Consider the following 12,488-nt stretch of genomic DNA (forward strand, 5'->3'; position numbering starts at 1 on the left):
TTGACATCAAACTCCAGGCTTATTACAGTCACGCCTGCGGTAGTCTAGATAAAGTGACTTTATTTGCTGTGTTCAGGTGATCGCTATATGTCCCCTACAGTTTCCAGTCCTACCCGTACCATCCGCATCGGTTCTCGTAAAAGCCAACTCGCACTCGTCCAGACTTATTGGGTGCAAGCACAACTCCAGAAACACTTTCCAGATTGCACCTTTGAAATCCACACGATGGCGACTCAAGGTGACAAAATTCTAGATGTTGCCTTAGCCAAGATTGGTGATAAGGGACTATTTACCAAAGAACTCGAAGTGGGAATGCTCAACCACGAGACAGACTTCGCGGTGCATTCCCTGAAAGATTTGCCTACCAACTTGCCAGAAGGGTTGGTTTTAGGATGCGTCAGCGAACGGGAAAATCCGGCTGATGCCTTGGTGGTGCATGAAAAGCACAAAGACAAGCAACTCGACACCCTGCCTGAAGGTGCTGTAGTGGGAACGTCTTCCTTGCGGCGGCTGGCACAGCTGCGCCACCACTATCCTCACCTATCGTTTAAAGATATTCGGGGCAACTTGAATACTAGGTTGGCAAAACTAGATACAGGTGAATACGACGCAATTATTTTAGCTGTGGCTGGGTTGCAACGGCTGGATATGAGCGATCGCATCCATCAAGTCATACCTGCTGAAATTTCTCTTCACGCCGTTGGACAAGGCGCTTTAGGCATTGAATGCCGCGAGGGTGACACCGAAATTCTGGATTTACTCAAAGCACTAGAGCATAAACCCACTGCTCAACGCTGCTACGCTGAAAGAGCCTTTCTTCGGACACTAGAGGGCGGTTGTCAAGTACCAATCGGGGTTAATACTCAGATTGACGGCGATACCCTCACCTTAACGGGGATGGTTGCCAGTTTGGACGGCAAGCGGCTGATTAAAGATACCGTTAGCGGTGCTGCCAGCGATGCGGAACAAATAGGAATTCAACTTGCCCATCGGTTACGGGAACAGGGAGCTTCTGCAATTTTAGAAGAGATTTTTACTGAAGTCGGGCGCGGTCATTAATCCAAAATCCCAAATCAAAAACCCAAAATCAGGTAGCCGATCCCCAGACTCGGTATGATGTAACAAAATATTTCAGGAAACGCGAGCAATCATGCGAATTCTGTTTGTTGCAGCTGAAGCAGCCCCCGTCGCCAAAGTTGGTGGGATGGGCGATGTAGTTGGTGCCTTACCAAAAATTCTGCGAAAAATGGGGCATGATGTGCGAATATTCATGCCCTACTACGGTATGTTGCCCGACAAAATGGAGATCCCCAAAGATCCTATCTGGTCGGGTTGTGCCATGTTCCAGTCTTTCGACGTTTACGAAAGCGTTCTGCCTGGAACCGATGTGCCGCTTTATCTATTTGGTCATCCTGCCTTCCTGCCCCGCCGCATTTATTCTGGGGAAGATGAAGACTGGCGGTTCACCCTGTTTGCCAACGGTGCAGCAGAGTTTTGCTGGAACTATTGGAAACCGCAAATTGTCCATTGCCACGACTGGCACACTGGCATGATTCCAGTGTGGATGCACCAAGATCCCGATATCACCAGCGTCTTCACGATTCACAACTTGGCTTATCAAGGGCCGTGGCGCTGGTATTTAGAAAAAATTACCTGGTGTCCCTGGTATATGCAGGGTCACAACACGATGGCAGCAGCGGTGCAGTTTGCTAACAAGGTGAACACCGTTTCTCCCACCTACGCCCAGCAGATCCAAACTGCGGCGTATGGCGAAACTTTGGAAGGCTTGCTGTCTTTCATCAGTGGCAAGTTATCCGGCATTGTCAACGGCATCGACACCGAGGTTTATGACCCCGCCACTGATAAATACATCGCACAGACTTTCACCATCGATACCCTTGACAAACGCCAAGCTAACAAGATTGCACTGCAAGAAGAAGTCGGCTTAGAAGTTAACAAAAATGCCTTTTTAATTGGCATGGTAACGCGATTGGTGGAGCAGAAGGGCATCGATCTGGTGATTCAGATGCTCGATCGGTTCATGTCGTATACTGACGCTCAGTTTGTGCTGCTGGGTACGGGAGATCGCTACTATGAAACCCAAATGTGGCAGATGGCATCTCGTTTCCCAGGTCGCATGGCAAACTACTTACTCTATAACGATGCCCTCGCCCGACGCATCTATGCTGGCTCAGATGCCTTCCTGATGCCCAGCCGCTTCGAGCCTTGCGGCATTAGCCAAATGTTATCCATGCGTTACGGTTGCGTACCGATTGTGCGGCGCACTGGTGGCTTAGTCGATACGGTTTCATTCCACGACCCGATGCAACACGCTGGGACTGGTTACTGCTTCGATCGCTATGAACCCCTAGACCTCTATACCTGCATGGTACGAGCTTGGGAAGGCTTCCGCTTCAAACCTCAGTGGCAGGAGTTGCAGAAGCGGGGAATGCAGATGGACTTCAGTTGGGATACGTCCGCTAAGGAGTATGTCAAACTTTACAGCTCCATGTACGGCATCACCGAGGAGCCATCGGGCCCGGAGAAACAGCCTGAGTTAGTAAACACGTAGTCCCAAAAAGCACCCAACAAAAAACCCCCTACAGTAGGGGGTTTTTTGTTGGGAATGTAGCGATCGCGATCCCCAACCCTGTCAAAGTGGGTGACAAAGCCTTCTAAACCTTGAGATCGCATAGGATGCACTCTTTGTCAGAGTAACGCACCAGTCCTAAAATCCAGTCATAAGTTAAGGTTATCCCTAATAATCCTTGATTTAGGGGCAATAAAAAGCTCTACAAGCGCCATACTTATTTGGGTTACACCTGGTTGGAGCTGGGTAGCGATCGCATATATATATTGTTTATATGAAGTACAGTTTACGCACTCTTGCTTAGATTCTATGTAACATTTTTTCAAACGCAAGTGGTGACTACAGAAACAGCCTAAAAATAAAGCCAGTTTTATTGAAATTCATCGTTTATTCCGAAAGTATGACAGTAGAATTGCGGATCTCAATAGGTATTAACTACAGCTAGGATTTAGCAGACCGATTTTATGAAGTTCTTATGAAGCTTCATAAAATCGCCCAGCAGAGTCATGTCTAGCTTTCTTGTTCTTTTCCGAAGAGGAAAAAAATGTCTAAAATACAGTCTTCTGGATCGCGACTGCTGTTGATTCTTGCCGCCCCCGTTATTAGCCTCGGACTTGCAAAACCAGGACTAGCTATAACCACCTACTACGTTGCAACCAATGGTAGTGATAGCAATTCTGGGAGCCAAAACAGTCCATTTGCCACCATCACCCACGCAGCTACCAAGGCAGACCCAGGCGATACGGTATATGTCCGGGGAGGCACCTACAGGTTTTCACAAGAACAATACATCGGCAGCGTCGGCACCTCTAGCAATCCGATTAGCTACCAATCCTATCCAGGGGAGAAAGTAATCCTAGATGGCTCTCGAACGCCAAGCAACACCAACATAGTGAACGTAGCTGGCAGCCATAACATCTTCAAGGGCTTTGAACTAGACAACGCTAAATTTGTCGGAATTGTCTCCTGGGGTGGCAACAATATCCAAATCCTCAACAACGTCATTGAGGACTCTTACCGGAACGCTATCTTTGTCGGTTACGACAAAAATATGACCACCGCCTCAAACATTCAGATCAAAAACAACACCGTTTACTCAAATTGCCTGGTTAATAAGAGCCGTAACACAGGTGGTGGATGGCCGCAAGCTATCGGCAGCAGTATGGCAACTAACATAACCATCAGCAATAACCATGTGTATGAGAACTATGGTGAGGGAATCGGCATTGTTCTCACCGACGGCGGTGTTGCCTCTGGTAATAAGGTGCATGACAACTACAGCGTGAATCTGTACCTGGATAACGCCACTGACATCACAGTAGAGAGAAACCTCATTTACACCACCAACAATACGGAATTTTACCGTTACGGTAAACCAGCTAGCGGGATTCAGGCAGCTAATGAACCCTATGGATCTTCCAATCCAGTCAAGGACATCACAATCCGCAACAATATTGTCATCGGGGGCATTACAGGCTTCGCCTACTATTCAAGCTATGGCAACGGCGGGGGCATGAAAAACTTTGTTATTGCCAACAACACGTTTTACAAAGCGGGGCGAGCCATGCTTCTCATCGAAGATGATAAAGGGCATAAGAGTAATCTGATTGCCAACAACATTTTTTACCAAGCTGGCGACGGAGAGATGACGGAAATGTCAGACAAAACTAAATCGACATTTCAGAATAACGCTTGGTTCGGTGGCAGTGCGGGTGTTGCTGCGGGTAGCGGCGACGTGAACGCAAACCCGATGTTACTAAATCTGGGATCTACGGTGGCAAGTGACTACCAGTTAAAAGTCGGTTCGCCATTAATTGAGGCTGGTACTAGACTTAGTGAAGTTCCTAATGATTATGCGGGATCGAGCCGACCGCTAGGGCAAAAGTATGACATTGGGGCTTACGAATTTTTTCAGTAGACAAGAATAATTTTTTAATGCAAATGATGCAGAAGTAATCGCTCTCAATATGCAAAAAGATTTCTTTGCATAAGGAGAACGTTTACAAAAGCGCTCTTTGCATTAAAAAATCCTACTGGGGAGTGGACTCAGCTAGCTTTTTATCTACTCCTAAAAACTTGTGCTGTTGGAAGCGATCGCTACTACAAAAGCTGGAATAAGTCCGCCAAGGAGTGCATCGAACTATACAACTCCTATTAGGCATCAGCGAGGAGCAACAGAAGGTTTTAAAACCTTGCGATCGCTGAGAATCCTCTGTTTGTGAGTGTTATGCACCAGGAAATAAATTCGATCATGATTTGAACCAATTGTCAATAGCTGGCAATTTAGTAAACATAACGAGCGCTAAAACGCTTTAACGCAGAGGATGCAGAAGTAATTGCAAAGGACAAAAGAGTAACTATAACTCTTTGCATACCTTTGCACTGCCTACGCGGATCTTTGCATTAAAACAATTCTCTGCATTGGGATTCTGCGAAATAGAAATTTATTTCTTATGGCAGATTTATTGGGCAATTTCCGGTAAATATTAACCAAGTTAGAAAGGTTAATTAGACCGTTGTTTGCCGTCGAGAAACCGTTAACTATTTCTAGGCATGAAAAAACAAAGAGTTTTCCTTGTTCTGCTTTTTTCTCTGTTTTTAGCCGTTTCCATATTTAGTGGAACAGTTTCGGCAAAAGGTTCAAAAACCAGAAGCGATCGCAAGATTCCCGGCTGGACTATGACCTTTAGCGATGAGTTCAAATCCGGTACCCTCGATAAATCAAAATACGTCCGATACTGGGGTAAACCAAGTACAGGAGGGGCGGTTTCGTGGTGGAATGGAGACTCAGCACTCATCGTACAAGACGGATATTTGCGCCTCAAAATTGCCAAAGAAAACGTAACTCGCAATGGAATTCTGTATCCTTACACTGCTGGGGGTTTTACCCAACTAACAGCACAAACCTACGGGCGTTGGGTAGTTCGGGCGCGTATGCCTCAAGGTGCAGGCACTCAAGGCTACATTTCACTGTGGCGACAGGACTTTAAATGGCCCCCGGAAATCGACTTTGCTGAAGTCAGAGGAAGCCTGCCGAATGAAAATATATTTACACAGCACTATTCAGCAGCAGGTAAACACGAGACTGAAGTTTCTAAGCTGTACGAATCAGACTACACCAACAAGTTTCACGAGTACACGGTGATTTGGGAACCCGGAAAATTGACATGGCTTGTCGATGGTGTGCAAAAGTTTACTACCACGCAAAAGTTTCCGGCTTCTCCAATGGTGCTGTCAGTGGGGGATCTTGTCGGTGACTGCGGCAGCTTTTCAGGATGTCCTCAAACAACGAATGTGTTCCCGACTTACTTGGATATTGACTATATCCGCATCTATAAAAAGGCGTGAGATGCTTCTTAAGCGTGCGGGGTTTGGTAATTGGTAATGGGTAATAGGTAAAGTAGCTCTCAATACCCATTACCTAGTATCTATTAACAGCTACTGGCTGAAGGTAAGGTTGTGGATCTTGTGCCACCCAGCCTAAATTAGAGTTGTAGCGCAACTCAAAATGCAGATGGGGTTTGTCTAAATCAGGGAGTCCTGTGGAACCAACTGTTCCCAGGACATCTCCCTGGTTAACTTTTTCGCCAAGACTTACATCAATTGTGGCAAGGTGGGCATAACGGGTTTGACGACCTCCCGAATGATTAATGACTACTAAATTGCCGTAATTTCCGCGATCGCCAGCAAAGGCTACAGTCCCCGGATCTACTGCCAGTACAGGTGTCCCAGTTTCGGCTAACAAATCTATACCGCTGTGGAAAGCAACTTCATTCCTAATAGGATTTATCTGCCAGCCATAACCAAGCGCGATCGCTGCCGTTGCGGGTAAGGGATACTGGGCTAGTTTCCGGTTATTACGTCCAGCGAGACTTGCAGGCGACCAATTTACCCCAGGTACGAATACAACTCTAGGATTTTTCTGGCAACCGTTCACCTCATATAGTACATCCGCCCGGATTCGGTAGGTTTTGGCTACATCTTCCCAAGTTTTCCCGGTAGGAACTTGGACGCGAATGCCATTGTAGGGAGGAATCAAAATTTCTGCCCCTACTGGTGCTTTGCCTTGTCGTAAAGACGGGTTCATGCCCATGAGGGTAGCAGAGATGAGATTGTATTTACTGGCAATGCTTTGCAGAGTTTCACCAGCGACAACTGTATGACGAGTCACGCGATCTAGGGCTGGCTTTGGGCAAAGTGATTCAGTTACCCCAGGTGTTCCCTGGATTGACGGGGGGGGTGCAGGGAAAATCTCATTAGCTACAGCTGATTTTTCCGACGCTGCTAGAACAAGGCAAAAAGCCATTCCTACGAAGGTAGGCATCTTGCCCATCCTACAATTTTGAAGGGAAACAGGAAAAAAAAGCCGGAATTTTTGCCTGTCACTTGTTGCCTGTTGCCTATTCATAAAACTCGTAAAATGCTGGGAATACTGTCTATGGTATCCAGGGTGCGAATTTCATCTAGGGCTTGTCTAAAATTTCCTTCTCGGACATCGTGAGTAACGACGACAATTTCGGCAAGTTCGTTGTGAATGCCAGTCTGGACGACGGATTCGAGGCTAACATTGTGGTTGCCGAAACTTGTTCCCAATTTGCCAATTACGCCTGGACGATCCAAGGTGAGAAAGCGGGCGTAAAACCGCGTTACTAGCTCGTCTATGGGCGCGATCGCGCAATAATCTTGATGGGAACAACTTAATAGTGGATGAAGCATCTGCGCGTTGGGAGTGCTTTTCAAAACGGCGGCAATATTTAAAATATCCGACACAACGGCGCTGGCAGTGGGGCCAGAACCCGCACCCCTTCCGTAAAACATTACTTGCCCAATCGGTTCGCCTTCTACGAGGATAGCGTTGTAGACACCACTGATACTGGCGAGGGGATGCGTCTTAGGGACAAGGGTGGGATGAACTCTCACTGACAGAGGAGATTGCTTTGATTCTTCCCCCAGTCCCCGTTTTGCGATCGCTAGTAATTTAATCACAAACCCCAATTTTTCTGCGTAAGCAATATCTGCTGCACTTACCTTAGAAATACCCTCACAGTAAACGTCTGGCAGTTTAATCCGTCCCCCAAACGCCAAGGAAGCCAGAATCGCTATCTTATCGGCGGCATCTAAACCATCTACATCAGCAGTTGGATCGGCTTCGGCGTAACCGAGTTGCTGGGCATCTGCCAAAATATGGCCAAATTCTCCCCCCTCAGTTTGCATCCGGCTGAGAATGTAGTTAGTCGTGCCGTTAACAATGCCTGTGACCGAGTGAATTCGGTTGACACCTAGCGCTTGCTTCAGGGGTTGAATCACCGGGATGCCGCCGCCTACAGCTGCCTCTAGCATCACATAAACACCCGCCTGATTAGCAGCGGTATAAATTTCATCTCCGTATCGGGAAATTACTGCTTTATTAGCCGTGACTACGTGCTTACCACTGGCGATCGCTTTTAAAATTAGCGATCGCGCTGGTTCCAATCCCCCAATTACCTCCACCACAATATCAATATTTGGATCGCTGACTATACTCTCTAAATCCGTTGTCAGGAGGGCTTCTGGCAGTTGTACAGGTCGGGGTTTGTCAAGCGATCGCACTCCCACTCGATAAATCTCTATTTCAGAAAGCAGCGGATGACGCGATCGCGGATCTAGCAAAATCTCCGCCGTACCCATGCCGACTGTCCCCAGCCCTAATAAACCAATTTTGAACGTCACAGCTCTTTAAACTCAAATTTATCTCATATATAGCCTACAAGCGTTCATCAACATTCTGGAATATTGCTCACGAAAAATGTGGTTAATATCGCCTAGGTGCCTTCTTGCCAAGCCAGCAAAAATATGCTTAAACAGATGGGTTGGGCTAGTTTACTGATTTTGACCGTTGCTAGTGTGCCAGCACGTCCACTGCTTGCACATCAAGTACCGAAAGCTACAACGGCTGGAGTTTAGGCACCAACAGTGACACTACCAGCAGTATTAGTTCCGACACCAGCAGCAGTAGCTGGAGTTCAGATGTCACTAGTTACAGCAGTGACTGTAGCAGCAGCGATTTTGGCGGCGGCAGTAGTGGCGGAGGCGGTAGCGGTGGCGACTGGTAGCCGCAAGTAATTAACGCCGGAAGGGGCCTGGATTGAGCAAGTTTACTTCACTAATTTTGATGATGTAGGGGTGAAACTTACTTTTGTCGTAGGAACCCACCCAAATTCCATAAGTACCAGGTTGCCATTGTCCAGCAAGCCCAGGATTTTTCCCTTGATACTCATCGTTGCACCAACTGCCACCAGGGCCTTTGATGACTATAGTTGTGTCTTCGGGGCTTTGGACTTCGATTGCTAGATAGTTAAAAAACGAAGTCAAAACCACTGTATGGTCAGGCTTTTCGTCTGTAAAACCAACACAAGGCCCGGTGGCGGTTTCTTGGCGACCAGCGATTTTTGCTGCTGACACTTCACCGCCGCTGATGCCGCGAATGGTCAGGGGGTCGGGAGAAAACCTGGGGCCAAGGGTCACATTCTCGAAGATTGGCGGAGATTGTACTGACTGGGCTTGCACTTTGGAAAGGCTAATTAGCCCAAGTGTTATCAGGGCTAAGCTGGTAATGGTTGCCCTGACAGGCTTCCGTAGTAATCTTTCCCTTAGATTGGGTACGGATTTGTACATCCTCACTACTCTACCAAAGGCACCTTGGTTATTAGACTTATTCATAAATTGGTGTAGTATTTTAGCGGGACGCGGGTTTCAATACCTATTAAGGATTGAAATTAGCAGTGACGCGCCTCTCCCATACTGAGTTCCGCAGAAAAAGGCAAAAAACAATTTCTTTCTGTTGCCTTTTGCCTTTTTACTTTTTACTTTTCCAGCGCTTGGTTTAAGCGCAACTTATCCAGTCCCCGTTGATTCAATATCGCCCAAGATTCCATCAGGTCGGGGCCGTGCAGTTCTCCGGTAAGGGCGGCTCTGAGACTTCGCATCACTAACCCTTTCTTCAGGTTTTTCTCTTTTGTCACCTGTTTGATGATGTCTTGAGCTACCTCTACGCTTAGAGATTGATGATTTTCTAAGGCATTCAGAATCCCAGAAAAAGCGGTATCGCTGCCTTCTTGCTGTAATTGAGTTAGTGCTTCTTCGCTGTAAGCTACGGTTTGGCTAAAGAAAATTCGACTCATCTCGACTGCATCTTGCAACCGAACCAAACTTGCTCCCAACAGGGAAGTCAGCTTTTCTAGCCAAGGGCGATCGCTTACCGGATCGAATTCATACCCTGCTTCTTGCCAATAGGGAATCAACTGCTCTAACAGCTCATCCACTGGCATTTTGTGCAGATACTGACTGTTGAGCCAATTCAGCTTATCCCAGTCAAACTTCGCCCCAGCCTTGTTGACTCGCTCAAAGCTAAACTCTTTAGCCGCTTCTTCCAAGGTAAAGATTTCCTTAGTCGAGTCTGGCGCTGTCCACCCCAGCAACGTCATGTAATTGACTAAAGCGGGAGCGGTGTAGCCCATCTTTTTGAAGTCGAAAATGGAAGTCACTCCATCTCGTTTAGACAATTTTTGTCCGGTTTGATTCAAAATCAAAGGCGTGTGGGCAAATTCCGGTACAGTCGTTCCCAGCGCTTCATATAGCAAAATCTGTTTGGCTGTATTGGCGATATGATCTTCGCCTCGGATGACATGGCTGATTTGCATATCAATGTCATCCACCACTACTGCCAAGTTGTAAAGCGGCTGACCAATAGGATTATCTGACGCACGCGCAATCACCATGTCGCCGCCAAGATCGCTGGCTTTCCAGCTCACTCTTCCCCGCACCAGGTCATTCCAGGCAATTTCCCTGTCATCATCTATTTTGAAGCGAATCACCGGGCGGCGACCTTCTGCTTCATAGGCAGTTTGCTGCTCTGGTGTCAGGTTGCGGTGGCGGTTGTCGTAGCGGGGAGCTTCTTTTCTTGCTTTCTGAGCTTCCCGCATTTCCTCCAGTTCGCCTTCGCTGGTGTAACAGCGATAAGCAAAGCCTTTATCTAGCAAGGTTTGAATGGCTTGCCGATAGAGGTCGAGGCGCTTTGATTGAAATAGTGGCCCTTCATCCCAATTCAGCCCCAGCCAGCTCAAACCATCAAGGATGTTCTGAGTATATTCGGGGCGCGATCGCATTTCATCTGTGTCTTCGATTCGCAGGATGAATTTGCCGCCATGATGTCGGGCAAACAGCCAGTTAAATACAGCCGTTCTCGCCGTACCAATGTGTAAATTTCCAGTAGGACTTGGTGCAATCCGAACTCTAACGGTCACAGCTTACTTCTCTTGTTATCTTTCTATATCTGTTCTACCTGATAATAGGCATAGGGGTGGGTTTATTTGCCCACCCCTACTTTTTACGGGACTGACGGGGCTCGAACCCGCAACTTCCGCCGTGACAGGGCGGTGCTCTAACCAATTGAACTACAGTCCCTTATTTGGCTTCGTTTTTCAAGCCAGAATCTATTATTGCAACTCTAAACAAGTTTGTCAATAGGTTTAAAAAAGAATTTTTAGCAGCAGTTTGGAACCCTTCCCAAACCCCGTCCCCGCCTGCGGGGAGGAGGCTTTAAGAAGGAATAAAGGCTCTCTTTTCGCCAGCAGGGAGGGTTCAGGAGCTGTGGACGCGGCGCTTGAGTTGGAGTCCGACAAGTGCGAGAAAAGCCAAAGATGCGATCGCACTCGGTTCCGGAACTGCACGAGGTGATCTGGTCTTGACACCAAAAGCTAGGATCTGAGTGAACTGAGTATCGCTAAAGTTGTTGTCGCTGACAACAATCAACGACTTTCGCCCATCTGCCAAATCTGGGCCAAAGGTCAGACCTTCAATATTATCTAAAGTCAATTTTAATTCCGAGAAATCAAGCAACAGCTCTTTCTTTGCGGTTTTGATGGACTTAATGTCAATCTGGCTGAGGCTGTTAATATTGCTGATGTCAGTAGCTTTTTCTAAAGATACCTCAAACAGCTTAATAGTATTTCCCACTCCCACCGAGAAAGACCGTTCTAAACTGAGGAATGTATTATCATCAACAGCTAGTAAATCAACTAATCCATTAGTTTTAAATTCTGTAGCCGGAATCGGTGCTGCTGCCACTGGCTCGGTCACATATAAAAATTCTGCTACTGGCTTTCCGGCGCTCACATCGTACTTTAAAATCCGGGAAGGGCTGCTAATATTAATGTCAGCGGCGGCACCATCCTGAAACAGAGCATTCTCTGTAGCTGTAAACAAGTATTTTTGGTTTGGTGTCAGCGTCAGGCTTTCAAAAGCTAAATTGTTGCGAATACCACTACTTTTATCGGCAGTGGGAAAGAACTTTTCAGGAACAGGTAAAGCTTTTAATTGCTGTCCAGATAAGGAAAACTCGTTAACGAAGGGATTGATTAATTGATTGGCATCTCCTTCAGAAGAAATAAACACAGTTCCATTGCTAGTAAGGGCTATACCTTCTGGATCGAGACTTAAAGCGGGAAAAGGCTGATTATTTTGATTTAACAGGGTTGTCACTTCTAAAGGAGTTACTTCCCCCTGTTCCAACCCATCACTGATATCGATCTGGAGCGTGTAGAACCTAGCCCGATTAAACTGACTGCGGTCATCGGAAATACTGTAATAAACATTTTTAGCTGGGTCATAAGTAATTCCCGATAACCCTCCCAATTGTGTTTCCTGAAAAAAGGTTTGAGTGGGAAAGGTCGATTGTCCTAAAAAATCTACTCCTGTAATCGTAACTGCCCCAGAGGGATGCGCTGTGATTATGGCAGTGGTGAATCCACCGACTAAACCTAGAGAAATTTTTCTTAATGGCTTCAAAAATCTGGTAATTTTCTGCATGACAGTATGGTGAAAATGTGTTAAGCAAATCACACAGTACCTTATCAACATA

At 46.8% G+C, this 12,488-nt stretch carries 10 protein-coding genes and 1 tRNA gene; 5 read left to right on the top strand and 6 right to left on the bottom strand.

The window, feature by feature from the left end; all coding sequences use genetic code 11:
• The first annotated feature begins 87 nt into the window (after nucleotides 1–87).
• From hemC to H6F74_RS22970, 4 genes are all read left to right on the top strand, one after another.
• Nucleotides 88–1,059, top strand: a complete 972-nt coding sequence (gene hemC / locus H6F74_RS22955; protein ID WP_190444465.1) for a hydroxymethylbilane synthase — start codon at nucleotides 88–90, stop codon at nucleotides 1,057–1,059.
• Between the two features lie 91 nt (nucleotides 1,060–1,150).
• Nucleotides 1,151–2,572: a glycogen synthase GlgA gene (glgA, locus tag H6F74_RS22960; RefSeq protein ID WP_190444466.1), complete on the top strand. Its 1,422-nt coding sequence runs from the start codon at nucleotides 1,151–1,153 to the stop codon at nucleotides 2,570–2,572.
• 562 nt (nucleotides 2,573–3,134) lie between these two features.
• Nucleotides 3,135–4,508 (top strand): right-handed parallel beta-helix repeat-containing protein, encoded by a 1,374-nt coding sequence (locus H6F74_RS22965; protein ID WP_190444467.1) that lies wholly within the window; start codon nucleotides 3,135–3,137, stop codon nucleotides 4,506–4,508.
• 635 nt (nucleotides 4,509–5,143) lie between these two features.
• Nucleotides 5,144–5,938, top strand: a complete 795-nt coding sequence (locus tag H6F74_RS22970; protein ID WP_190444468.1) for a glycoside hydrolase family 16 protein — start codon at nucleotides 5,144–5,146, stop codon at nucleotides 5,936–5,938.
• A 73-nt stretch (nucleotides 5,939–6,011) separates the two neighbouring features.
• On the opposite strand, the gene H6F74_RS22975 is transcribed toward H6F74_RS22970, so the two are convergent.
• Complete coding sequence (locus H6F74_RS22975; RefSeq protein ID WP_242022320.1) at nucleotides 6,012–6,914, bottom strand: M23 family metallopeptidase; 903 nt, start codon at nucleotides 6,912–6,914, stop codon at nucleotides 6,012–6,014.
• 80 nt (nucleotides 6,915–6,994) lie between these two features.
• Nucleotides 6,995–8,299, bottom strand: a complete 1,305-nt coding sequence (locus H6F74_RS22980) for a homoserine dehydrogenase (protein WP_190444469.1) — start codon at nucleotides 8,297–8,299, stop codon at nucleotides 6,995–6,997.
• A 243-nt stretch (nucleotides 8,300–8,542) separates the two neighbouring features.
• On the opposite strand from H6F74_RS22980, the gene H6F74_RS22985 reads away from it, so the two are divergent.
• Complete coding sequence (locus H6F74_RS22985) at nucleotides 8,543–8,692, top strand: hypothetical protein (protein WP_190444470.1); 150 nt, start codon at nucleotides 8,543–8,545, stop codon at nucleotides 8,690–8,692.
• On the opposite strand, the gene H6F74_RS22990 is transcribed toward H6F74_RS22985, so the two are convergent.
• The 4 genes from H6F74_RS22990 to H6F74_RS23005 all read right to left on the bottom strand — a co-directional run bounded on the left by H6F74_RS22990 (nucleotide 8,693) and on the right by H6F74_RS23005 (nucleotide 12,436).
• Complete coding sequence (locus H6F74_RS22990; protein WP_242019681.1) at nucleotides 8,693–9,289, bottom strand: hypothetical protein; 597 nt, start codon at nucleotides 9,287–9,289, stop codon at nucleotides 8,693–8,695.
• A 143-nt stretch (nucleotides 9,290–9,432) separates the two neighbouring features.
• Nucleotides 9,433–10,872, bottom strand: a complete 1,440-nt coding sequence (gene gltX, locus H6F74_RS22995; protein ID WP_190444471.1) for a glutamate--tRNA ligase — start codon at nucleotides 10,870–10,872, stop codon at nucleotides 9,433–9,435.
• 86 nt (nucleotides 10,873–10,958) lie between these two features.
• Nucleotides 10,959–11,032: transfer RNA gene (locus H6F74_RS23000), tRNA-Asp, on the bottom strand.
• Nucleotides 11,033–11,209: 177 nt separating this feature from the next.
• Nucleotides 11,210–12,436: an esterase-like activity of phytase family protein gene (locus tag H6F74_RS23005; protein ID WP_190444472.1), complete on the bottom strand. Its 1,227-nt coding sequence runs from the start codon at nucleotides 12,434–12,436 to the stop codon at nucleotides 11,210–11,212.
• Nucleotides 12,437–12,488 lie beyond the last annotated feature (52 nt).

The sequence above is a fragment of the Trichocoleus sp. FACHB-90 genome, from assembly GCF_014695505.1.
GTDB classification, from domain to species: Bacteria; Cyanobacteriota; Cyanobacteriia; order Cyanobacteriales; family FACHB-T130; genus Funiculus; species Funiculus sociatus.

Excerpts from the sequence above, each read along its gene's own strand:
- hemC (WP_190444465.1), top strand. The coding sequence starts at position 88 with ATGTCCCCTACAGTTTCCAGTCCTACCCGTACCATCCGCATCGGTTCT.
- glgA (WP_190444466.1), top strand. The coding sequence starts at position 1,151 with ATGCGAATTCTGTTTGTTGCAGCTGAAGCAGCCCCCGTCGCCAAAGTT.
- H6F74_RS22965 (WP_190444467.1), top strand. The coding sequence starts at position 3,135 with ATGTCTAAAATACAGTCTTCTGGATCGCGACTGCTGTTGATTCTTGCC.
- H6F74_RS22970 (WP_190444468.1), top strand. The coding sequence starts at position 5,144 with ATGAAAAAACAAAGAGTTTTCCTTGTTCTGCTTTTTTCTCTGTTTTTA.
- H6F74_RS22975 (WP_242022320.1), bottom strand. The coding sequence starts at position 6,914 with ATGCCTACCTTCGTAGGAATGGCTTTTTGCCTTGTTCTAGCAGCGTCG.
- H6F74_RS22990 (WP_242019681.1), bottom strand. The coding sequence starts at position 9,289 with ATGAATAAGTCTAATAACCAAGGTGCCTTTGGTAGAGTAGTGAGGATG.
- H6F74_RS23005 (WP_190444472.1), bottom strand. The coding sequence starts at position 12,436 with ATGCAGAAAATTACCAGATTTTTGAAGCCATTAAGAAAAATTTCTCTA.